Raw genomic sequence first — 23,646 nt, forward strand, 5'->3', positions numbered from 1 at the left:
GATAGGAGGCATCATGAACAAAACGCTAGTCGCCTTGTGCCTGTTCGGCGCCGTGCTGGCCGCCCAGCCCGTGGCGGCGGCCGAGGCACCGCAGGACTTGCCGACCATCGGTCAGCAGCAACTGGCCGCCCTGCAGTGGCGGCCGCTGAACCCGCAGGCGGCCGAAACCCTGACACTCGATGATGCAGCCCCCCGGCTCGACACCGGCCTGGGCGAAGGGCCGGTAGCGGCCTTCACCCTGCCCGCCGACCGGGGTACCCTGGAGATCACCCTGCACAGCCTGGTGAACGAGCACAATGAGGTGTTCGTCCCCAATGCGCTGGTACTGGATGAAGGGCTGAACCCCGCCGCCTTCTATCCTGCCGACGCCTTTCCCTTCGCCCCGGGCCGGCTGCTGCTGGACAACCGGCTGGAAGGCCGCATCCGGCTGACCCCCATGCCGGGACAGCAACGGATCCATCTGCTGGTGTTCACCCGGGCCGACGACCTGGCCCGTTATACCATGATGCCCCACCCCGCCAAGGTACATGCCAGGGCCATGGGCAACCAGCCGCCGGACATCCCGGATGTGCGGCTATTCCACCGGGCAGGTGGTACGTTGCAGCTGAAGGTGGCGACCGAGCAGAAGCAGAGCGCCGTGGTAATAGGCCCGCAGCCACTGGCGGCGACGGCGGCCGGCCCGGTCGCGGCGCCCCTGCCCGACACCGAAGCCTACTTTCTCGGCGCCATCCGCGCCGCCGCCGGCCAGGGGGACATCGACAAGGCCCTGCGGCTGATGGAAGAAGCCGAGCGGCTGGGCGTCGGTTCCGCTCGCCGTACCTTTGTCGAGGCGGTGAAGTAGCCGTCCAGCCTACTGACTTTCCTTGTGTTTGGGTGTGCACTGCACACCCTTTTTTCATCCATGCCGGCAGCACCACCCGCCCCCAGGCACAAAAACTGTGATCGGACACGGTTAAATGGGGGCTGCGGTTGTGCTCGTTACCGCCCCGGGTAGGATGTGGGTAGAATATTCCGACCGAGCAACAGGGGAACCGAAGACCTCACCATGCTGATCCCGTCCAAACTGAACCGCCCATCGCGGCTGCACCACACCCTGCTGCGCCCGCGGTTGCTGGCCCTGCTGGACCAGGCCGGCCATTATCCCTTGATTCTGCTGCACTGCCCGGCCGGTTACGGCAAGACCACGCTGGCGGCCCAGTGGACCGCCGATCACGAGCATCTGGGCTGGTATTCCCTGGACGAGAGCGACAACGATCCCCAGCGCTTCGGCCACTACCTGATTGCCGCCCTGGCCCAGGCCACGGGCGGGAGTTGCCCCAAGACCCTGGCCATGGCGGAAAAGCGCCAGTTCAGCAAGCTCAATACCCTGTTCGGCCAGCTGTTCGAGGAACTGGCCGGCTGGCACACCCCCACCCTGCTGGTGCTGGACGACTATCACCTGCTCCGGGAAGAGCAGATACACGAAGGCTTGCGCTTCTTCCTGCGCCATATGCCCGAGTCCTTCAGCCTGCTGGTGGTATCCCGCACCCAGCCGCCACTCGGCATCGCCAACCTGCGGGTGCGGGAGCAGTTGTTCGAAATCGACAGCCGGCAACTGGCCTTCAATCACCAGGAAACCGGCCAGTTCTTCCAACAGCGCCTGACCCTGCCTCTGGCCGAAGCCGACACGGCCCAATTGTGCGACGACGTCGAGGGCTGGGCCACCGCCCTGCAGTTGATCGCCCTCTCCTCTCGCCAGGGCCATCTCGAACCCCGGCAGTCGGCCCGGCGCCTGGCCGGACTCAATCAGGCGCACCTGCGGGACTACCTGGAGGAGGAGGTGCTGGACAAGGTGGAGCCGGCCACCCTCGACTTCCTGCTGCGCTGCTCGGTGCTGCGCTCGCTCAACGCCGAACTCGCCAACCGGCTGACGGCACGGGAAGACGGCCAGTCGGTGCTGGAAAACCTGGAACGCCAGGGACTCTTTACCCAGCGATTGGATGCGGAAGGGGTCTGGTTTCGTTTTCACCCGCTGTTCACCCAGTTTCTGGTGCACCAGCGGGAGCGGGAACAGCCGGGCCTGGGCCCGCAACTGCACGGCCTGGCGGCCCGCGCCTGGCTGGAGCAGGGCTTCCCGGTGGAGGCGCTCTACCATTGTCTGGCCGCCAATGACCCCGCCCAACTGCAGCAATTGCTGCTGGCGCAGGGCTGGTCGCTGTTCCACGGCGGCGAACTGCGACTGCTGGAGCAAAGCCTCGGTCAGTTACCCGAAGCCTGCCTGCTGCGCTCCCCCGACCTGGTGCTGCTGCGCGCCTGGCTGGCCCAGAGCCGGCACCGCTACCCCGAGGTGGAGCTGCAGCTCGGTCGCGCCGAACGAGCGATGGCGACCGAGGGGCTGCCCCTGGCACCCGGCGACAGGGCCGAGTTCCAGGCCCTGCGGGCCCAGGTGGCGATCAACGCCGGCCAGCCCCACCAGGCCCTGGCCCTGGCGGAAGAAGCCCTCGCCCGGTTACCGGCCGACCGCAGCCACAGCCGGGTAGTGGCCACCACCGTTACCGGCGAGGTCTACCACTGCCTGGGGCAACTGACCCGGGCCCTGCCGGTGATGCAGCAGTGCGAGGCCATGGCCCGCCGCTACGGCATCTACCACCAGGCCCTGTGGGCCCTGCTGCAACAGAGCGAGATACTGCTGGCCCAGGGCTACCTGCAGGCCGCCTTCGAGATACAGGATAGGGCTTTCGAACTGGTGCAGGAGCAGCACCTGGGCCAGATACCGCTGCACGAGTTCCTGCTGTATCTGCGCTCCCGGGTGTTGTGGAGCTGGCACCGCCTGGACGAGGCGGAAAGCGCGGCCCGCAGGGGGCTGGAGGTACTGGAGGATCTTTCGCCCCAGCGGCAGCTCAAGTGCAAGACCATGCTGGTGAAGATCTCCCTGGTGCGCGGCGACCTGGACAATGCCCGGGTGCATCTCCAGCACTGCGAACAATTGCTGCAGGAAGACCATTTCCATATGGACTGGGTGGCCAGCGTGGACCAGACCCGGCTGCTGCTGTGGCAGCTGACGGGCGACGAAGCCGCCCTCCGCCGCTGGCTGGCCGGCGCCCGGACCCCGGAAGGCGACGCCAACCACTTCCAGCAGGCCCAGTGGCGCAACCTGGCCCGGGCCCAGATGCTGGCCGGCGACCCCGACACCGCCCTGGCGATCCTCGGCCAACGCAGCGACAGCGCCCGCCGGCTGCAGCTGGTGAGCGATCTCAACCGCAACCTTATCCTGCAGGCCCACCTGCACCTGCGCCGGGGCGAGCCGTGCCCGGCGCGCCAGTGCCTGCTGGAGGCCCTGACCCTGGCCAATCGTACCGGCTTTGTCAGCCACTTTATTCTGGAAGGGGAAGCACTGGGCCAGTTGCTGCGCCAGCTGGTGCAGGAACACGCCCTGGACGAACTCAGCCTGCACCGGGCCCAGCGGCTGCTGAAGGAACTGAACCAGCACCAGCACCGGCACCGTTCGGCCCACTTCGACGAGGCCCTGGTGGAAAAACTGCTGACCCACCCCCAGGTACCCGAGCTGGTGCGCACCAGCCCCCTGACCCAGCGCGAATGGCAGGTGCTGGGGCTTATCTACGCCGGCTACAGCAACGAGCAGATCGCCGCCGAGCTGGACGTGGCCGCCACCACCATCAAGACCCATATCCGCAACCTCTACCAGAAGCTCGGCATCAACCACCGCCAGGAGGCGATAGCCCAGGCCAAGAGCCTGTTGACACTGATGGGGTATTGAGCGCCGGACGGGCGCCCGGGCCTTGGTCAAAGGCACGAAGCCGGTCAATGACCGGCTTTTCTCTCTATCCGGGGCCGCCCTTGCCGGCCTCCGTCCTGGCTACTTCAGCCGCCACAGGGTCATTTCCGCCAGGGTATGCTGGAACTTGCGCCGGGTTTCGCGGATCACGAAGGGGATGTCCTCCCGTCCCACCAGCTCGAAGCGCTCGCCCAGGGCCGCCTGCAGGCCGTCCAGGGTGGTGAAGTTCTCGCCGTTAACCTTGACGCCGCCCAGCCACCTGGCCTTGGGGGTATAGTCTTCGAGCCAGGTATAGGGCGAGGTCAGCACCAGGCAGCCGCCGGGATTGAGCCGTTCGTGCACCTGGCCCAGGAAGGCTGCCGGATCGTAGAGCCTGTCGATAAGGTTACCGCAAAAGATCAGATCGTAACCGCCGAAGCGGGGCTTGAGGTTGTGGGCATCCCCCTGCACGAATTCCACCTTGTGGGCCACCTCCTCATAGCCCAGGGCTTTGAGGCTGCTCTCCTTGAACTCCACCAGCTCGCCCTCGGTGGGAATGGCAAAGCGGGTCTGGCCGCTCTCCTTCAGCTGGAAGCCGTGCTGGATAAAACGGGCGGAGAAGTCGATGCCGTCCACCTTGTCGAAGTGCAGCGCCAGCTCGAAGCTGGCCCGGCCCACCGAGCAGCCCAGATCCAGCGCCCGCCCCTTGTTCAGCCCCGGCAGCCGCGCCAGCAGGGTGCGCACGCACGCCACCGGGTAGTTGGCCACGCCGAAATATTCGGCCCCGTAGTGGAACTCCAGGTACTGGGCCACCAGGTCGTCGGTTTCATAGGTATTCACGGGTTCCACGGGCACCTCTGCATGGTCTGATTCGATGTAACGGAAGCCGGCATGCTGGAAGAAATGCCGGCGGAAGGCATAGCGGGAATAGCGGGTGGCCTCGTTGCCGGTGGAGATCCAGGAGCCGCCCTTGATCAGGTTGTGGCGGTTGTCGAAGGTGGGAGTGGAGAAATCGTCGTACAGCGGGTGCACCTCGAAGCCGGGAAAGCCGTCGATGGGGGTCTCGGTCCACTGCCAGACGTTGCCGATCACATCATGGATGCCGTCCACCGCGAAGCGGTCCACCGGGCAGGACGAGGCATGGTGCTCCAGATTGATGTTGCCCGGCGCCCGCGCCCAGTCGGGTTGGTCGGCGTCGAGCCGGTTGCGCAGCAGGGTCCATTCGGCCTCGGTGGGCAGCCGTACATGGGTGCCGCTCTGGGCCGCCTTCCAGTTGCAGAAGGCCTTGGCCTCGAGATAATTGACCTCCACCGGCCAGTTCAGCGGCAGCGGCACCTCCTGCAGCAGGTTGCGCTGATAGTATTCGCCATGGCGGGAAAGCCAGAAACGGGGCATGGCGGCCCGGCTGAAGGCGAGCCACTGGCGGCCCTCCTCGGTCCAGTATTCGGGGCTTTGGTAGCCGCCGGCCTGCACGAAACGCAGGTATTCCCCGTTGGACACCAGGTAGCGGGCGACCCGGAACGGCTGCACCACCACCGTCTTGCGGCCGTACTCGTTGTCCCAGCCGTAGCTGGCGGCGGAGTCCGGCTTGCCCAGGGTCAGGGTGTCGCCGGCCACCGGCAGCAGGCCGTTTTCCGGCGCCGGGCCCGCTTCGGGACAGGCCGAAGACCAGAGCGGATGGGGTTGCAACCAGTCGAGCGACAGCATGCGCAGGATCACCGACGAGGTCTCCAGGTGGATACGCTCGTGCTCTATGCCCATCAGCACTATCCAAGCCGGGGAGTCGGGGGTGATGGGCAGGCTGAGCGGCATCTCGCCGATAAAGGCATCCACCTGCTCCCGCACCCGCCGGCGGTAATCCTGGGTGTGCGCCACCGAGGGCCAGTCGTAGTGGGCGTCGTTCAGATCGTCCCAGGACATCTCGTCCACGCCGATGGCAAACATCGACTCCAGCCGCTCGTCCAGCCGCCGGTCCAGGTACTTGCCCAGCACCAGTTTGTTGATAAAAAACACCGCCGTATGGCCGAAATAGAAGATGAGCGGATGGCGCAGCGGCTCCGGCCGCAGGTAATAGGCGTCGTCGCTGTTGATACAGTCGAACAGGGATTCGTACAGGCTGAAGGTCTGGTGAAAATAGGTGCGGAGTTCTTCCCGTTTCTGCTCTACCGAGTCCCCGGTGAGCAAGGGTGTTCTGGTGACGGCCGCTGCAAGTTGTTCCATGGAGAGATTCCTGACTGCTTGTTTTTGATTTAAGTTACCCCGTTAACCGGACGATGAGAAGCAAAATGCCACCACCGCACCGGTAATGGCAACAGACCCGGCAAAGGCCCTTTCACTTCGCGCCGACTTAAATCCTTGACGGGCACCGCGGCCGGCGGAAACCGGCTTGTCATGCAAAAAGGGCCTGGCGGCCCTTTTTATCCTTAATACCGTCGACAGTTATCGCCTCAGCCCTTGACCCCGCCGTCGGACAGCCCGGACACCAGGTAACGCTGGGCCAGCAGGAACATCAGGGTGATCGGCAGCCCCGACAGTATGGCGGCGGCGGCGAAGTCGCCCCACAGGTACTTGTGATCCACCAGGTACTGGCGCGCACCCACCGCCAGGGTCATCTGCTCGGTCTTGCGCAGCAGTACCGAGGCCAGGGGGTAATCGGTGACGGTGCCGATAAAGGCCAGCACGAACACCACCGCCAGTATGGGCACCGCCAGCGGCAGGAACACATGGCGGAAGGTCTGCCAGGGGGTAGCACCGTCGATCTGGGTGGCCTTGTCCAGGGCCGGATCGATGGCGTCGAAATAACCCTTGATGATCCAGATGTTCATGGTCACCCCGCTCAGGTAGCAGAGGATCAGCGACCAGTGGCTGTCGATGCCGAGGATGGGCGTCACCTTGCCCAGGGCGTCGAAGATGGCGTAGAGCGCCACCACCGCCAGGGCACTGGGAAACATCTGGATCAGCAGCAGCGAATCCAGCAGGCCGCCCTTGCCGCGGAACTTCATCCGCGAGAAGGAATAGGCCGCGATGGTGGACACCGCCAGCACCCCCAGGGAGGCGATGGTGCCGACCTTGACCGAGTTCCACAGCCACAGCAGTACCGGAAAGGGCGGCGTCACCCGGGTGCCGTCGGCCCGCACATAGTCCAGCCCCAGGGCCAGCGCCCAGTGCTCCAGGGTGGGGTTTTCGGGAAAGATGCTGCCGGTGGCGAAGTTGCCCTCCCGGAAGGAAATGGACAGTATCATCACGAACGGAAACAGGATCAGCAGCAGGAAAATCCACAGGAAGCCGTGGGCCAGGATTTTACGCAGCAGCAGGTTGCGCGGATATTCGACGATCATGTTATTTCCCCTTGGCGGCCACGGCACGGCGCAGTGCCACGAAGTTGGCATAGGCCATGGCCCCGACGATAGCGAAGATCAGGGTGGCGATGGCACCGGCCAGGCCGAAGTTCTGGCCCGAGTCCATAAAGCTGATGCGATAGGTAAAGGACGCCAGCAGATCGGTGGAGCCGGCCGGGATCAGGGTGCCCGGAATGTCCGGCAGGCCCCGGGTGAGCAGCAGGATCAGCACCAGGTTGTTGAAGTTGAAGGCGAAGGCCGAGATCAGCATGGGCGCGAAGGGCGGCAAAATCTGCGGCAGGGTGATGGAGAAGAAGCTGCGCACCGGGCTGGCTCCTTCCAGGGCCGCGGCCTTGGCGTGATCGCCGGGCACCGACTGCAGGTAACCCATGGCCAGCAGCATCATGTAGGGATAGCCCAGCCAGGTGTTGACGATAATGGTCATGGCGCGGGCCAGGGTCGGGTTGGTGAACCACTCGGGCCGGATGCCGAACACCGCCTCCAGGATCATGTTGATTTCGCCGAAGTTCTGGTTAAACAGGCCGCGGAACACCAGGATGGAAATAAAGCCTGGCACCGCATAGGGCAAAATCAGCAGGATGCGGTACAGGCCGCGAAAGCGCAGGTGCTCCCACTGCAGTATCACCGCCAGCAGCACCCCTACCCCGAAGGTGAACAGCACCGACAGCAGGGCGAAGGCGACCGTCCAGATAAAGATTTCCAGCATGGGGCCGCGGATGCCCTCGGAGAACAGGATGCGCTTGAAGTTGTCCAGGCCCACGTTGACCCGCCAGCCGGGGGCCACCTGGTTGCCCGCTTCGTCCCGGTAGAAGCCCACCGAGTGATCCGCCACCAGTATGCCGCCGTCGAGCCGGTTGCGCAGCCGGCCGTCCTCGAGTTCTTCGAACACGGGCTGGACATGGGCCATGGTGCGGATGCCGGAGGTGGTCAGGCTCTGGCCGTCGGGCAGCAACGCGGTGATGGCGCCCAGCTCTCCGCGCAGGCGCACCATGTCGCGGGCCGGCAGGAAGTCGTCCATCAAGGCGTCGACCTGGTCGGCCGGCTGCATCGGCAGCTGCTGGGGCTGGCCATCGGCGACGAAGGGGTTGCTTATCAGGTCGCCGTCGGTACTGCGCAGCACCAGCCGGTAACCGCCCTCGACGGGCAACAGGAAGAAGGGCCGCTCGCTGCTCTTGTCCACCGTCACCTGGGACAGGTGAATGTCGTTGACCCGGTGGAAAGACAGCAGGTTGCTGGCGCTGTAGTTGGTGAAGCCGACGTAGCTGGTGTAGATCACCGGAAAGGCGATAAACAGCCCCACCGTCACCACCGCCGGAAACACGAAGCGGGCGGTGTAGAAACGCCGGTTGCCGTAGATCAGGGCAAAGCCCACCAGCACCGTCATCACCAATACCGCGAACAGCGGCTCGCCGGCCAGGTACAGGCTCCATACCGCGTACAGCAGTGCCAGTGACACCACCCCGAGCACACTCAATTTGACCATATTGGCCAGGGACAACAGCGACGGTTTCTCAACCCCCATCACCGGTTCCGCACAGACCGTCGGCGAACTCATGCCAGCCTCCAAAAATACATTGTGATCGTTGCTACAGGCTGCCGGCACCCAAGGTGCCGGCATGGCCATTATTTCGCCAGCATCCGGGTAGCGGCGTCATCCAGCGCCTTTTCCACCGTCTGCTGGCCGCCGGTGATGTTCTGCAGCGCCGGGTTCATCGCCGACCAGAACTTGCCGGTTTCGGGAATGCCGGGCATGGGTACGCCCTGGGCCGCGATCTGCTGGGTGGCCGCCACGTTGGGATCCCGGGACAACACTTGTGAGTAGGCCTTGTGCGCCACCGCGCCCAGGGCCACCGCCTTGTTCAGCTCGGCCAGGCCGGCTTCGGTCAGCAGGTAGTTCTCGATGAACTCCACCGCCAGATCCTTGTTCGGACTGGCGGCGTTGATGCCGGCGGAGATCACCCCGACAAAGGATTTGGGCGACTGGCCCTCTATGGTGGGCAGGGGCACCACGCCGAAATTGATGCCGGTGGTCTTGAGGTTGTCCCAGGCCCAGGGACCGTTGATCATCATGGCCAGTTCCCCCTTGTTGAAGGCGGTGTCCATCACGTTGTAGTCGGCCCCGACCGGCATCACCTTCTCATCGATCAGCCGCTTGATCATCCTGGCGCCCTTGACCGCGCCCTCGTTGTTCACGCCCACGTCGCGCGCATCGTAAACGCTGTTTTCCTGCTTGAACACATAGCCGCCGTTGGCCATCAGCAGCGGCATGGAGAAGTAGGCGTTGTTGTAATCCCACATGATGGCCTTGGCACCGCCGGCCAGCTTGAGATCGAAAATCTGTTCGAAGGAGCTCGGCGGCTCGGGCAGCAGATCCTTGTTGTAGATAAGGCCCACCGCCTCAATGGAGATGGGGTAACCCCAGACGCGGCCGTCGAGGGTCAGGGCGTCCCAGCTGAAGTCGAACATCCGCTCCCTGACCTCCTGGCTCGGCGCCACCGGCGTGAGCAGGCCGCCGGCGCCCCATTCGCCGAAGCGGTCGTGGGCCCAGAGGATGATATCCGGTCCCTGGCCGTTGGCGGCGGACTGCTGGAACTTGTCGGTCACCGGCTCGGGATGTTCCACCACCACCTCGATACCCAGCTCGTCGGTGAACTGCTGGGCCACCGCGACCACGCCCCTGTTGGTGCTGCCGCTCCAGATCACCAGCTTGTCCTGTTCAAAGGCCAGCGCCGAGCTGGACATCACCCCGGCAATCAGACCGGCAAGCAGTTTCACGTTCGCTTTCATCATGGTTGTACCTTCCCATTGTGTTTTAACCCAGACTCCTGTCTGGCAGACCAAGGTTCTGCACCTGCCCGGCCGGATTCAAGCATGCCGAAGCGGGTGGACGACTCAATTTAAAGCGCTTCCAATTTGATGTGCAAGCTGTCTGTAAAACCCGCAAGCCAATCTGTGACCCGGCGCATAATTTTATATTTACAACGATTAAAAATCATAAAATGCAACATGAGTCACTAATTACATTATTGAACTGTAACCTGATTTCATTTTCACAAGAAAAATCGCTTTAAAAACAGTAGTGGCCACCCCCTAAACCAGATCCAGCTCACAACTCTCCGATTTGGGACTTGTGTCGGAGTCCGGATACGCTAAATTTAAAACGCTTTAAATCATTGTTTAGCACAGGATGCCCGGCGACGGGCCGAGAACGGAATGGAGACGCGCCCGGCGCCCCCCTTTGTCAGAGATGGAGCCCACAGAATGGTGAACACAGCAACCCAACAGGAGCAGGCCCACAAGGTACTGTCGATCAATGCCCTGATTAAAAGTTATGGCGGAACCGACATCCTCAAGTCCGTCTCGGTGGACATGAGAGAAGGAGACTTCCTGGTGCTGGTCGGTCCTTCGGGCTGCGGCAAATCCACCCTGCTCAACTGCATTGCCGGACTGGAAGAGGTGACCGGCGGCCAGATCCTGATCGACGGTCGCGACGTGACCCGGGTACCGCCCCGGGACAGGGACATCGCCATGGTGTTTCAGTCCTACGCCCTTTACCCCACCATGACGGTGGCCGAGAACATCGCCTTCGGCATGAAGATCCGCAAGGTCCCGAAAGAGGAGCAGCAGCGCAAGACCCAGGAGGTGGCGCGCCTGCTGCAAATCGATCACCTGCTCGACCGCAAGCCCTCGCAGCTCAGTGGCGGCCAGCGCCAGCGGGTGGCCATGGGCCGGGCCCTGGTGCGGGAGCCGGTGCTGTTCCTGTTCGACGAACCCCTGTCCAACCTGGACGCCAAGCTCAGGGTAGAGATGCGCGCCGAAATCCATCACCTGCACAAGCAGACCAATGCCTCCATCGTCTATGTGACCCACGATCAAATCGAGGCCATGACCCTGGGCAGCAAGATAGTGGTGCTGCGCGACGGCCATATTCAGCAGGTGGGCAGCCCGCAGCAGATCTACGACGAGCCGGCCAACATGTTCGTGGCCAACTTTATGGGCACCCCGCCGATGAACCTGTTCCCCGCCCGGGTTGAGCTCGGCGATGCCGGCGCCATCCTCAGCGTGGCCGGGCCGGATCAGGGCTTTACCCTGGTGGACAAGCAGGCCGGCGACCGGCTCCGCCCCTACCGGGGCAAGTCGGTGGTGGTGGGCCTGCGCCCCGAGGCGCTGCACCTGTACCGTGAAGGACAGCATGAACACGCCATCCGCCTGCCGGTACGCAACGTCGAGTCGTCCGGGTCCGATACCTTCGTGCTGCTCCAGGCCGGAGAGCACAGGATCAGCGCCCGACTCGGCGGACGGACCCGGGTCACGGAAGGCGAACCGCTGGCGCTGGCCGCCGACATGGACCACGTCTGCTATTTCGATCCCGACACCGAACTACTGATCAAGTAACCTGAATCAACGAGGATTATTATGTCCGGGCAACCCCTTGACCCCATTAGCCGCCATTGGTGGAAAGAAGCCGTGGCCTACCAGATCTACCCGCGCAGTTTTATGGACTCCAACGGCGACGGTATTGGCGATCTGAACGGCATCATCATCAAGCTGGACTACCTGCAGGAACTGGGCGTGGACGTGATCTGGCTCTGCCCCATGTATCCCTCGCCCAACGACGACAACGGCTACGACATCAGCGACTTCCAGGGCATCATGGCCGAATTCGGCACCATGGCCGACTTCGACCGGCTGCTGGAAGAGGTGCATGCCCGCGGCATGAAGCTCATCCTCGACTTGGTGCTCAACCACAGCAGCGACGAACACCCCTGGTTTATCGAGTCCCGCTCCTCCAAAGACAATCCCAGGCGCGACTGGTACATCTGGCGCGACGGCAAGAACGGTGCCGAGCCCAACAACTGGGAAAGCATCTTCAAGGGCTCTGCCTGGGAATACGACCAGGGCACGGAGCAGTACTTCCTGCATCTCTTTTCCCGCAAGCAGCCGGATCTGAACTGGGAAAACGCCGAGATGCGCCAGGCCCTCTACGCCATGGTGCGCTGGTGGCTGGACAAGGGCATCGACGGCTTTCGCCTCGACGCCATCAGCCATATCAAGAAGGAAGAAGGCCTGAGTGATGCCCCCCACCACGGCGGCCAGCCCTATGCGGCCGCCTGGGACAAGATGATGAACGTCGAGGGCGTCATCGAACACCTGGACGAACTGTGCCGGGAGACCTTCCACCACTACGACATCATGACGGTGGGCGAGGCCAACGGCGTCTCGCCGGCGCAGGCGGAAGACTGGATAGGTGAGCAACACCACCGCCTGAACATGATCTTCGCCTTCGATCATGTGGCGCTGTGGGCGGAAGATGGCGAGACGGGCCTGGATCTGGGCCGGCTCAAGCAGGCCTTCGGCCGCTGGCAAACGGGGGTGGCAGGCTTTGGCTGGAACGCCCTCTTCGTGGAAAACCACGACGTGCCCCGCATCGTTTCCAAGTGGGGCGACAGCGAGCGCTACTGGCAGCAGAGCGCCACCGCCATCGCCAGCCTCTATTTCCTGATGCAGGGCACGCCCTTTATCTACCAGGGCCAGGAAATCGGCATGACCAACACCCGCTTCGAGGGGATTGACGATTTCGACTGTGTCGGCAGCCGCAACCAGTATGCCCAGCTGAAACAGCAGGGCATGGACGAGGGCCATATTATCCAGACCCTGGCGCGCGGCTCGCGGGACAATGCCCGCACCCCCATGCAGTGGGACGCCGGCCCCGGGGCTGGCTTTACCAGGGGTACCCCCTGGTTCAAGGTAAACCCCAATACCGAGACCATCAACGTGGCCGCCCAGCAAGGCGACCCGGACTCGGTGCTCGGCTTTTACCGCCGGCTTATCCGCCTGCGCAAGGCCGAGCCGGTGCTGGTGTACGGCAGCTACCGGCTGGAGCTGGAATCCGACCCCCAGGTGTACGCCTACAGCCGCCTGCTCGACGGCCAGCACTGGCTGGTGCTGGTCAACCTGAGCGATCGCCCGGCAGAGCAGCGGCAGCTGCCCTGGCCGCTGCGCCATGAGCGGCTGGCCCTGGCCAACTACCCGGTTGAGCCGCACCCGGCCGGCGACACCCTGGATCTGCGTCCCTTTGAAGCCCGGGTGTACCGGCTGAACGACTGATATCCCTCCCCTTAATACTGCCGGCATGGGGCCCCATGCCGGCCTCCCTCCCGTTATTGCCGCCGCTATGCCTGTTCGGCCAAACCGCCGTCCGATAAGGATCCAATTTATTCGACCGAGCCCCGGCAACGGCGGCGGAACGGTCCGTTGAAACGGACCCTACTTATGCCAAAACAGGCGGACAAAGGGAACGACTCCGCCGACCGTCACATGCCATGGATGGCATGTGCGAGCCTACATGGACGTACTTGCGGCGTGTCGGCGGAGTTGGCCCTTTGGCCGGCTCATCCCTGTAAAGCAAACGACTTTGTCATCAAGTCGCAAGGGCGCCGAAGCGCCCTTTCGGGTTATTCTGCCGCCGGCTCCAGCAGCGGCAGGTAATATTCTCGCCCGTCCGGATCCCGGGCCCGCCACAGGGTCACCTGGTAGTCGCCGTCTTGCGCGAAGTGGTAACGCAGGTTGCCCGGGTTGCCGCCCGCGCTCAGGCCGGTGGCGGTGAGCGGCGCGCCCAGGTTGAGCAGGCCCCAGCTGGCGTCGGCGAACTTGAACTCGCTCACCCCGGCCCGGGCCCGGATTGTGCCGGCATAAGTGCCGGGGGCCACCGCCGCCAGCGGGCTCAGCCCCCAGTCGTTGGCACCGCCCCGGAAGTGCAGCTCGGCGGCCAGGGGCTCCGGCACCCGCTCGAGCAGGGGCCTGGACTCGTCCTCCAGCGGGAGCGTCGCCACCAGTCCGCCCGCGTCGTCTTCCCGGCTCGCCGCCATTACCCGCTCCCGCTCCAGCAGCAGCGGCTGCTCCAGCACGGTGGCGCCCCCTTCCCGATCCAGGCGGGCGAACACCAGGGTACGGCGGGCGGCCTCGCCCCAGTCGAAGGCAGCCTGGAAGCCGGGGGTGGCGGCATCGGCGTCCCGCAGCAGGGTCATGCCGCCGGCCTCGTCGTAGAGCAGCAGCTCGGGCAGATCGTGGGGATTGGCATAGCTCAGCTCGAGCCGGGGCGAACGGCCGTCCAGGATGAAGGACACCTCGGCCTGGCGCGGCGGCGCTACCAGGTTGCTCAGGCTGGCGCGCAGGGTCACCTCGGTGCCCTCGGCCAGGGCGCCGGTGTCCCAGTAGAGGCGGTACGGGGCGTTGTTGTCCACCGCCAGGGTCTCGAAGTCGCCGCCGTCGAGGCTGGCCTCGAACCGCACCTGGTACTGGGGCAGCGCCTGCCCGGCCAGGGCCTCGGCCGTGACCTCCAGCTCCAGCAGGCCCGAGGTACGGGCCCCCGGCGCCACCCCGCTCAGCACCGGCTCCGCCACCGGCGAAGGGGCTATGCCCTCGGCCTTCAGGATGGCGAACTGCAACGGCGCCAGGGTCAGCTGCAGTTCGCCCTGGTGCTCCCGGGGCGCAGCCTCGCCCGTTATCGGCCGGTAGTGGCCGGCCGCCGGCAGGGTCAGGCTCAGGGCCTCGTCGGCCAGGTTGAAGGCCAGCAGGTATTCCACCCCCTCGGCCAGATCCACCCGCGAGAAGGTCAGCACCCTGTCGCTGTCGTCGCTGTTGGGGCGGGCCAGCTGGATGCCGCGGCGCAGCACCGGATGCTCCCGGTACAGGGCGCTCAGGCCGGCGATATCCCGGTACAGGGGATGAGAGGGGTCGAAGTTGTCGTCGGCGGTGGTGGCAGTGGTGCCGATCAGCCGGCCGGCATTGTAGCTGGCCACCCGGGAGGGGAACATGTTCTGGCGGGCATCCTTGTCGCCGCCCTCGCCGGTAAAGCCCTGCTCGTCCCCGTAGTAGATCACCGGCACGCCCCGGCTGAAGAACAGCAGGGCGTTGGCCAGGCGGTAGCGGGCCAGCAGCTTGGCGTCGTCCGGCTCGCCGCCCGCCTGCAGGAAGTGGCCGAAGCGGCCGATATCGTGGTTGCCGAGGAAGTTCAGCAACTGGTTGGCGGAGCCGCCGGCATGGTTGTAGCGGTCATCCTGCTCGAACAGGGCTGTCAGGGCAGAAACGCCGCCCTGTCCGGCCAGGGCAGCACCGGCGGCGGCCTGAAAGCCGAAGTCGAGCACGGTGGGAAGGCCGGCGCTGCGGGTGTAGAAACTGAGCTCGCGCGGATCGCTGCTGAACACCTCGCCGAACATGGTGAAGTGCTCAATGCCGGCGCTGTCGCGGGCATGGTTCAGCACCGCCGGGGCGAAGGCCCGCCAGAAGTCGGCATCCACGTGCTTGACGGTATCGAGACGGAAGCCGTCGGGCCGCCACTCGTCGATAAGCCCGGTGAAGATGTCTATCAACCCGGCCACCACCTCGGGGTTGCCGGTATCCAGATCGTCCAGCCCGAAGAAGTCGCCGTAGAGGCTGTCCTCGCCGGAAAAACTGGAGTCGCCCTGGTTGTGGTAGAAGCGGGGATCATTGAGCCAGGCCGGCACCTTGGCGTTTTCCTCTCCCGCCGGGATAAAGGGCGTATAGCCCTCCCCCGCCGCCACCCGCTCCCGGGAGCGGTAGTCGCACCGACTCAGTCCGGGCAGGTAGGCGCCGTTTTCCTGGTGACATTCGCGGTATTTGATCACGTCGGCGGTGTGGTTGACGATGATGTCGAAGAATATCTTGATGCCGCGCTCATGGGCGGCGGCGATAAAGGCCTTCATTTCCTCGTTGCTGCCGAAATGGGGATCCAGGCGGGTGAAGTCCAGGGTCCAGTAGCCGTGGTAACCGGCCGAGTCGCCCTGCACCGCCTTGTTCTTCAGGATGGGCGTCAGCCAGATGGCGGTGATCCCCAGCCCCTCCAGGTAGTCGAGCTTCTGCTGCAGGCCGGCGATGTCGCCGCCGTGGAACATGCCCTTGTCGGCGGGATCATGGCCGCCAAAGGCGTGGGGGTCGTTGGGATCGCCCTGGTTGTTGTCCGGGTTGCCGTCATGGAAGCGATCCGGCAGCACGAAGTAGAACACCTCGTCCTCGATGTCGTGGCGCGGGCTGTCGAACAGGGTGCGGGGCTGGGAGTCCGCCAGGGCGGGCGTGGCCAGGATGGCGCCCAGGGCCATGGCCAGTACGGTACGATTCATCTGCAAGTCCCTATGGATGATGGAAGTGCCGGCCTTGGAAGCCGGAGGAAAGACAGGTATATACCCACGACAAAATTAAAACGCTTTAATTTCCTGACGCAAGACAGCCGCAATTTCCGATGCAAAATATGTGACCCGCCCCGCCTTTTGGTTGATCAATCCCGGTGAAATGGCGATATTGTGCTGTTTTTACCGGGCCGGCAACGGCATACTTAATTGAAACGCTTACAATATGAGGAGAGCAGCGGTGGTGACGTTAAAGGATCTGGCCGAGCATCTGGGACTGTCGCAGGCGACGGTGAGCCGGGCCCTGAACGGCTATCCCGAGGTCAATGAAAAGACCCGCCGTCGGGTACTCGAGGCGTCCAAGCAGCTCAACTATCTGCCCAACCTGGGTGCCCGCAAGCTGGCTACCGGCAAGTCCGGCATGGTGGGCATAGTGCTCAAGTCCTGCGACGAGCTGGTGCAGGCCCCGGAATACGTGCGGATGATCGCCCAGATCAGCCGCCACCTGGGCGATGCGGGCTACGATCTGCTGATCAACTCGGCCCGCCAGGGCAACGCGCTGGACTCGTTCAAGCGCTTCGTGGCCGGCCGGGCGGTGGACGGCCTGATCCTCAACACACCGGAAGTGGATGATGAACGGGTCGCCTTCCTGCAGGAGCAGGGCTTTCCCTTCGTGATGCACGGGCGTACCGCCGGCGAGGTCAGCTATCCCTACTACGATATCGATAACTACGATGCCCTGGTGCAGGCGAGCCGCTTCCTGCTCGATCTTGGCCACCGGCGCATCGCCCTGCTGACCGGACCGGCCCGGCAGGCTTTCGCCCTGGAACGGGCCCGCGCCTTCCGCGATACCCTCGCCCAGGAGGGACTGGCGGCGGAACTCATCGCCTTCGACGACAGCAGCGAAGAGGCCGGCTACCATCATGCCCGTCTGTGGCTCGGTGGCGAGGCCCCTACCGCCATCATCTGCGCTTCGGCTCCCCAGGCCCAGGGGGTCTATCGGGCCGCCGGGGAACTGGGTATTACCATCGGCAGGGAGCTGTCGGTGATCGCCCACGACGACGTGGTGTCCTTGCCGCGTACCGAGCATTTCGATCCGCCACTCACGGTGACCCGCTCCTCTTTTATGGATGCCTGCCAGCCCCTGGCCGAGATGATGGTAGCCCTGCTCGACGGCGCCGAACCCCGCTCGCTGCAGCAGGTGGCGCCGGTGGAGTTGATCGTGCGCCGCTCCTGCGGGCCCTGTCCCCGCCCCTGAGTCCGGCACCGGCGCGGCAGCGCGCCGATCGGGCTTAGTCCCGGTTGCCGAACAGCCGCCGGGTCAGTCCTTTCAGCCTCCCCCGCTCCTTGCCCTGTTCGAGCCGGCCGGCCTCGACCAGGGCCTGGTACAGGGCCTGGCTGTTGTCCGGCCCCACCACCAGCTGGTAGGCCTTGTGCTGTCCGAGCACGCTCCCTTCGATCACCGCCACCACCGGCGCCAACCGCTCGATACGCTCCTTGTCGAAGCGGGTTTCATCATGGAGATCCACCCGCAGCCGGGTGGCGCAGTGGGAAAGCCGGGCCAGGTTATCGGCCCCGCCCAGGGCGGCGAGCAGTTCGGTGGCGACGCTGTGATGGTTCATGGCAGTTACCTCGATAGGTCGTGAAGATAAAAGTTAAAGCGCTTTAAGTTAATATTCTATCCGATGTCGACGAGGGTACAAGCGGTGTGTGGAAAATTCATGCCGGGCCGGTGTCGACACCCGGCCCGAGGGTATCAGGAAGCGGTGGCGTCGAGACGGAACCCCAACTGCTGGCGCAGATAGGCCCCCGCCCCCAGCAGCCCCGGATGCGGATGGGTAATGAGGAAAACGGGAATGGCGGCCAGGTAGCCGCTGAAGCGGCCCTTGTCCTCGAACGCCGCCCGGAAGCCGGAGTCGCGGAAAAAGTCGAGGAAGCGCGGCACTATGCCGCCGGCGAGATAGACGCCGCCGAAGGTGCCCAGGTTCAGCGCCAGGTTGCCACCGAAGCGTCCCATCAGCTCGCAGAACAGGGCCAGGGTCCGCTGGCACAGCGCGCAGTCGCCGCCGAGGGCGCGCTCGGTGATCTGCCCGGGCGCCAGCGCCTCGGGCGCCCGGCCCGCCAGCTCGGCCAGGGCCTGGTAAAGGTTGACCAGGCCCTGGCCGGAGAGTAGCCGTTCCGCCGACACATGGGCCCAGCGCCGGCGCAGTACCCGCAGCAGCGCCTCTTCTTCGGCGTTGCCCGGAGCCAGGTCGACGTGTCCGCCCTCGCCGGGCAGGCTGAGCCAGGTATCGCCGCAGGGCACCAGGTGGGCCACCCCCAGGCCGGTGCCGGCGCCGTACACCGCCACCGGGTGGCCGGGCCGGATCTCCCCGCCCCCGATCTGGCAGCGGTCTTCCGGCGCCAGCGCCGGTATCGCCATGGACACGGCGGTAAAGTCGTTGATCACCTCGAGCCGCGCCAGCCCCAGGCCGGCCTGCATGGCCGCGATGGAAAAGCGCCAGCTGTGGTTGGTCATCACCACCTGGTCCCCCTGCACCGGGCAGGCGATGGCGATGCAGGCCTCGGCCACCGTCACCCCCTGCTCGGCCAGATACTGCCGGATCACCGGCTCCAGGCCGGGGGAATCGGCAGTGGGATAGCTGCGGATGGCGGACAGGACGCCCGTGGCCCGTTTACAGAGGGCCAGGCGGGCATTGGTGCCGCCCACGTCGCCCACCAGGATATATTGGCTCATCGTCGTTACTCGCTTGATTAAAGGAAGTGGTTTGGCGGGCCAGCCCGCTCGGACTGGGGCCAGCATAAAAAGGGTAATGCCACAAATGAAATCGATTTTATTGCCGGCAATATAGGTTTTCTCTATGTCGCAAGGCAGAAATCTTCCCCCAGAGCGGGCGATGCCTTGCGGCATAAAAATTCCGTTTACGCCGCCGGCCTTTGTGCTATAACCAGAGGCCGTTTTTTTCGCATTCATACAGGAAGTATCATGTCTCAATTCGACAACGTTACCGTGATCAAGAAGGCCAATGTCTACGACGGCGGCAAGGTGACCAGCCGGGTAGTCAAATTCGCCGACGGCAGCCGCAAGACCCTCGGCATCATGCTGCCGGGCGAGTACACCTTCGACACCGCCGCCGCCGAGCTGATGGAAATCCTCGACGGCGAGCTGGAAGTCCAGCTGCCGGGCAGCGACGACTGGCAGGCCATCAAGGGCGGCGAGTCCTTCAACGTGCCCGCCAACGCCATCTTCAAGCTCAAGGTCCACAGCCTGGTGGACTACTGCTGCTCCTACTTCGATTAAGCCTGATCCCGGGGCCAAGGCCCCGGGAACCGTCCTTCCCGCTGCGCGGCAATGCAGGCGGGCCGCCTGCGCGCCAGGGTTCGGTATATGCCTTGCCAGCCGGTGCGCAATAGCCGCAGACACGCTTTGCATTGCGTGGCATACCTGACATCATTCGACGCCAGCGCCTCCCAATTTCGGTGCGGATAACCGCTGCCCGCCCCAGGATGCTCAATCCAGCCGGTATATCCGGGCCTCGAAGGGCCGCAGGCTGTTGCCCTCTGCCATGGCCTGCGGATAGTTGGCCAGTTGCGGCCCGGCCGCCGGCAGCGCCTCCTCCAGCAGCTGACAGTCCGCCGGTTCGCCGCTCAGGTTGACCAGCACCAGCCAGCGCTCGTCCCCCAGGCTGCGGCGGTAGGCGTAGATCTGCGGGTGCTCCGCCAGCAGCAGTTGGTAGTCGCCGTAGATCAGCGCCGGCGCGGCCTTGCGCAGGCGGATAAGGGCGCGGTAAAAATTGAGCACCGAGTCCGGGTCGCCTTGCTGGGCGGCCACGTTGATGGCCCCGGCGTTGGGATTGACCTTGAGCCAGGGCGTACCCGTGCTAAAGCCCGCCCCGGGGCCAGCCTCCCACTGCATGGGGGTGCGCGAGTTGTCCCGCCCGGTACGGGACAGCTGCGCCAGTATGTCGGATTCGGCCCAGCCCTGGCGCTGCAGTTCGGCATACTGGTTTTTGGCGGCCACGTCGTTGAAATCGTCGATGCTATCGAAAACCGTGTTGGTCATGCCGATTTCCTGGCCCTGGTAGATAAAGGGCGTGCCCTGCATCAGGAAATACATGGCGGCGATGGCGGTGGCACTTTCCCGCCAGTAGTCCCGGGTATCCCCCCACTTGGAGACGATGCGCGGAATATCGTGGTTCTCCACGTAGAGGGCGTTCCAGCCCCGGCCCTCCAGCCCGCCCTGCCAGCGGCCGAAGATATCCTTGAGCGCCAGCAGGTCGAGGCGCTGGTGCGGGTTGGCTTCCCACAGCTTGACGTGCTCGAACTGGAAAATCATGTTGAGCCGGCGACGCTGCTCGCCCACCCATTGCTCGCCCGCCACCGCGTCGGCGCCGTTGACCTCCCCCACCGTCATGATGTCGTAGTGGTGGAACACCTGCCGGCACATGTCGTCCACATAGTCGAACAGCCCTTCCGCGTTCATGTGCTTGTCGAAGGAAGGCACATAACGCAGCCCCAGGGGGTTGGGCATGTCGGACAGCGCCGGCTCCTTCTTCATGTGGCAGATGGCGTCGATGCGAAAGCCGTCGATGCCCTTGTCCAGCCACCAGCGCATCATGTCGTACACCGCGTCGCGCACCGCCTGGTTTTCCCAGTTCAGATCCGGCTGCTTGCGGGAAAAGAGATGCAGGTAATACTGGTCGGTGCCCTGGTCATACTCCCAGGCCGAGCCCTTGAAGATGCTTTCCCAGTTGTTGGGCTCGGCGCCGTGCTTGCCGTCGCGCCAGACATACCAGTCGCGTTTGGGGTTGTCTTTGGAGGAGCGGGACTCGATAAACCAGGGGTGCTCGTCGCTGGTATGGTTGACCACCAGATCCAGGATGAGCCTCATGCCGCGGGCGTGCACCTCGGTCAGCAGCCGGTCGAAGTCAGCCATAGTGCCGAATTCGGCCATGATGCCCTGGTAGTCGCTGATGTCGTAGCCGTTGTCGTCGTTGGGGGACGGGTACATGGGGCAGAGCCAGATCACGTCCACCCCCAGCTCTTTCAGGTAGTCCAGCTTGATGATGATGCCGTTCAGATCGCCGATACCGTCGCCGTTGGCGTCCATAAAGCTGCGCGGGTAGATCTGGTAGGCAACGGCTTCTTTCCACCAGCTGCGCTGCAGCCGGCCGCTTGTTGTGGTAGTCATGGCATTGTCCTTGTAATCAGGGGCGGCACCGCGCCGCCGGGATAGAAAATCGGTCTGTGTTAACCCTTGATGGAGTGCGGACGCTCGGCCAAAGGGCACTACTCCCCCGGCACGCCGTAAATCCATCCCTGGAGGCTCCGCCGCGCCCTCCCTGGCGCGGAGGGCCGGCGGAGCAGTACCCTTTGTCCTCCTCCATGCACCGGCGGAGCCTGCTGGCACCATCAGCAGACGGCAGCGAGGCTTGAAAGAGGCAACAGGGATCGCCTCCGCCGACCGTCACATGCCAGGGCCGAAAATTGCTCCTGCATTTTCGGCATTCCCGCCATCCCTGGCGGTCAGATGGCATGTGCCGAGCGTACAGGGGGCGAGCTTGCTCGCCGTGACGAACTGTTTCAACCTGACCGAACATCCGGTGAATGTTCGCAGCAGGCTGAAACAGTGAGTGTCACGTCCCGAAGCGTGTCGGCGGAGGTGACCCTGTTGCCGCTTCTCTACTGCACGGCAACAGAGCTAGCCTCAGCCGGCCGCTTCGTCCAGCAGCACCATAAAGGCCTCATAGGGCTGCAGCTCCAGCTCGCCGCGCCAGTGGTCGCGGGGGGCGTAGTTGCTGATCAGCACCTCTCCCGCCTGCTGCTGCAGCCCGGCGGGCAGGGTCAGGCTGGCGCGGCCGGCGAAGAAGTTGCACACCACCAGCAGCCGCTGGTCGCCGAGCCGGCGCTGGTAGGCGAACACCTGCGGGTGCTCGCTCAGCAGCGGCTGGTAATCGCCGTACACCAGCACCGGATGGGCCTTGCGCAGGCGGATTAGCCGCTGGTAGTGGTAGAAAACGGAGTCCGGATCGTCCAGGGCGGCGGCCACGTTGATCCGGTCGTGGTTGGGGTTGACCTCGATCCAGGGCGTCCCCCGGGTAAAACCGGCGTTGGCCTCGCCGCTCCACTGCATGGGGGTACGGGCGTTGTCCCGGCCGTTGGCGTGAATGCCGGCCAGCATCTGCTCATGGGTCACGCCGGCGGCGGTGCGCTCCCGGTACAGGTTGAGGCTCTCGATATCCCGGTACTGGTCGATGCGCTCGAAGCGCACGTTGGTCATGCCGATCTCCTCGCCCTGGTAGACATAGGGCGTGCCCTTGAGGCCGTGCAGGGCGGTAGCCAGCATCTTGGCGGACTCGACCCGGTAGCGCCCCGGGTCGCCGAACTTGGACACCGCCCGGGGCAGGTCGTGGTTGTTCCAGAACAGGGAGTTCCAGCCGCTGTCGGCCAGGCCCAGTTGCCACTTGTCGGTGATGGCCTTGAACGCCGCCAGGCAGAAGGGCCGGCTGCGCCACTTGCCTGCTTCGTCGTCCCAGGTCTGGGTGATGTGCTCGAACTGGAACACCATGGACAGCTCTTCCCGCGCCGGATCCGAGTAGAGCCTTGCTGTCTCGGGGGTGGCGCTCCAGGTTTCGCCCACGGTGAGCAGGTCGCGCCCGCCGAAGGTGGCCCTGTTCATCTCCTGCAGCAGCGGGTGCAGGCGGGCACCGTTGGTCATGATCTGGGCGTCCACCTCCTTGCCGATAAGATCGATCACGTCCATGCGGAAGCCGCCGATGCCCTTGTCCAGCCACCAGTTCATCATCTTGTGCACCTCGGCCTGCACCCGGGGGTTTTCCCAGTTCAGATCCGGCTGCTTGCGCGAGAACTGGTGGAAGTAGTACTCGCCGGTCGCCGCGTCGTATTCCCAGCCGCTGCCGCCGAAGTAGGAGCGGAAGTCATTGGGCGGGCCGCCGTCTGCCGCCGGCTGGCGCCAGATGTAGAAGTCCCGGTAGGGGTTGTCCAGGGAGCGGCGCGCCTCGACAAACCAGGGATGCTCGTCGCTGGTGTGGTTGACCACCAGATCCATCAGGATGCGGATATCCCGCTTGCCGGCCTCGGCGATCAACTGCTCCATCTCGGCCAGGGTGCCAAACTCGGGGGCGATGTCCTGGTAGTCGGAAATATCGTAGCCGTTATCGTCCATCGGCGAGCTGAACACCGGCGACAGCCAGATAACGTTGACGCCGAGCCGCTGCAGGTAGTCGAGCCGCTGGATGATGCCCGCCAGATCGCCGATGCCGTCGCCGTTGGCGTCCATAAAGCTGCGCGGGTAGATCTGGTAGACCACGGCGTCGTGCCACCATTTTTTGTCTGTTGCTGGGTTCATATCCGGCTCTGTCTCAAA

The 23,646-nt window shown here is 64.5% G+C and carries 15 protein-coding genes; 6 read left to right on the top strand and 9 right to left on the bottom strand.

Annotated elements, in window-relative coordinates; genetic code table 11:
* Positions 1-13: 13 nt before the first annotated feature.
* The gene (locus AN401_RS10450) at positions 14-841 is read left to right on the top strand and encodes a MalM family protein (protein ID WP_096779295.1); all 828 of its coding nucleotides are present in this window, start codon (positions 14-16) and stop codon (positions 839-841) included.
* Positions 842-1,045: 204 nt separating this feature from the next.
* Positions 1,046-3,757 (top strand): HTH-type transcriptional regulator MalT, encoded by a 2,712-nt coding sequence (gene malT, locus AN401_RS10455; RefSeq protein WP_096779296.1) that lies wholly within the window; start codon positions 1,046-1,048, stop codon positions 3,755-3,757.
* 99 nt (positions 3,758-3,856) lie between these two features.
* Here malT and ovoA read toward each other — a convergent pair whose 3' ends face one another.
* From ovoA to malE, 4 genes are all read right to left on the bottom strand, one after another.
* A complete protein-coding gene (gene ovoA / locus AN401_RS10460; RefSeq protein ID WP_096779297.1) occupies positions 3,857-5,974 on the bottom strand; it encodes a 5-histidylcysteine sulfoxide synthase in 2,118 nt (705 codons plus the stop codon).
* Positions 5,975-6,201: 227 nt separating this feature from the next.
* Entirely contained in the window at positions 6,202-7,092 is an 891-nt protein-coding gene (gene malG / locus AN401_RS10465; RefSeq protein WP_096779298.1) for a maltose ABC transporter permease MalG, read from the bottom strand.
* A gap of 1 nt (position 7,093) precedes the next feature.
* Complete coding sequence (gene malF, locus AN401_RS10470) at positions 7,094-8,635, bottom strand: maltose ABC transporter permease MalF (protein WP_198401714.1); 1,542 nt, start codon at positions 8,633-8,635, stop codon at positions 7,094-7,096.
* Positions 8,636-8,736: 101 nt separating this feature from the next.
* Positions 8,737-9,903: a maltose/maltodextrin ABC transporter substrate-binding protein MalE gene (gene malE / locus AN401_RS10475; protein WP_198401715.1), complete on the bottom strand. Its 1,167-nt coding sequence runs from the start codon at positions 9,901-9,903 to the stop codon at positions 8,737-8,739.
* Positions 9,904-10,374: 471 nt separating this feature from the next.
* Here malE and AN401_RS10480 point away from each other — a divergent pair, with 471 nt between their 5' ends.
* Positions 10,375-11,508, top strand: a complete 1,134-nt coding sequence (locus AN401_RS10480; protein WP_096779300.1) for an ABC transporter ATP-binding protein — start codon at positions 10,375-10,377, stop codon at positions 11,506-11,508.
* A gap of 21 nt (positions 11,509-11,529) precedes the next feature.
* Positions 11,530-13,221 (top strand): alpha-glucosidase, encoded by a 1,692-nt coding sequence (locus tag AN401_RS10485; protein ID WP_096779301.1) that lies wholly within the window; start codon positions 11,530-11,532, stop codon positions 13,219-13,221.
* A gap of 347 nt (positions 13,222-13,568) precedes the next feature.
* Here the strand turns inward: AN401_RS10485 and AN401_RS20290 are convergent, their stop codons facing one another.
* A complete protein-coding gene (locus tag AN401_RS20290) occupies positions 13,569-16,253 on the bottom strand; it encodes an alpha-amylase family glycosyl hydrolase (RefSeq protein ID WP_096779302.1) in 2,685 nt (894 codons plus the stop codon).
* Positions 16,254-16,503: 250 nt separating this feature from the next.
* Here AN401_RS20290 and AN401_RS10495 point away from each other — a divergent pair, with 250 nt between their 5' ends.
* Positions 16,504-17,517: a LacI family DNA-binding transcriptional regulator gene (locus tag AN401_RS10495; RefSeq protein WP_198401716.1), complete on the top strand. Its 1,014-nt coding sequence runs from the start codon at positions 16,504-16,506 to the stop codon at positions 17,515-17,517.
* Between the two features lie 34 nt (positions 17,518-17,551).
* On the opposite strand, the gene AN401_RS10500 is transcribed toward AN401_RS10495, so the two are convergent.
* Both AN401_RS10500 and glk read right to left on the bottom strand, forming a co-directional pair.
* Positions 17,552-17,881, bottom strand: coding sequence for a PTS glucose/sucrose transporter subunit IIB (locus tag AN401_RS10500; protein ID WP_096779304.1), 330 nt, complete (start codon positions 17,879-17,881; stop codon positions 17,552-17,554).
* 134 nt (positions 17,882-18,015) lie between these two features.
* A complete protein-coding gene (glk, locus tag AN401_RS10505) occupies positions 18,016-18,996 on the bottom strand; it encodes a glucokinase (protein WP_096779305.1) in 981 nt (326 codons plus the stop codon).
* A gap of 249 nt (positions 18,997-19,245) precedes the next feature.
* On the opposite strand from glk, the gene ppnP reads away from it, so the two are divergent.
* On the top strand, positions 19,246-19,560 hold the full coding sequence (gene ppnP / locus AN401_RS10510) for a pyrimidine/purine nucleoside phosphorylase (RefSeq protein ID WP_094039994.1): 315 nt from the start codon (positions 19,246-19,248) through the stop codon (positions 19,558-19,560).
* Positions 19,561-19,770: 210 nt separating this feature from the next.
* On the opposite strand, the gene AN401_RS10515 is transcribed toward ppnP, so the two are convergent.
* Both AN401_RS10515 and AN401_RS10520 read right to left on the bottom strand, forming a co-directional pair.
* On the bottom strand, positions 19,771-21,450 hold the full coding sequence (locus tag AN401_RS10515) for a glycoside hydrolase family 13 protein (RefSeq protein WP_096779306.1): 1,680 nt from the start codon (positions 21,448-21,450) through the stop codon (positions 19,771-19,773).
* Positions 21,451-21,966: 516 nt separating this feature from the next.
* Positions 21,967-23,628, bottom strand: a complete 1,662-nt coding sequence (locus tag AN401_RS10520; RefSeq protein ID WP_096779307.1) for a glycoside hydrolase family 13 protein — start codon at positions 23,626-23,628, stop codon at positions 21,967-21,969.
* Between the last annotated feature and the right edge of the window lie 18 nt (positions 23,629-23,646).

This window comes from Zobellella denitrificans, assembly GCF_002407485.1.
GTDB classification, from domain to species: domain Bacteria; phylum Pseudomonadota; class Gammaproteobacteria; order Enterobacterales; family Aeromonadaceae; genus Oceanimonas; species Oceanimonas denitrificans.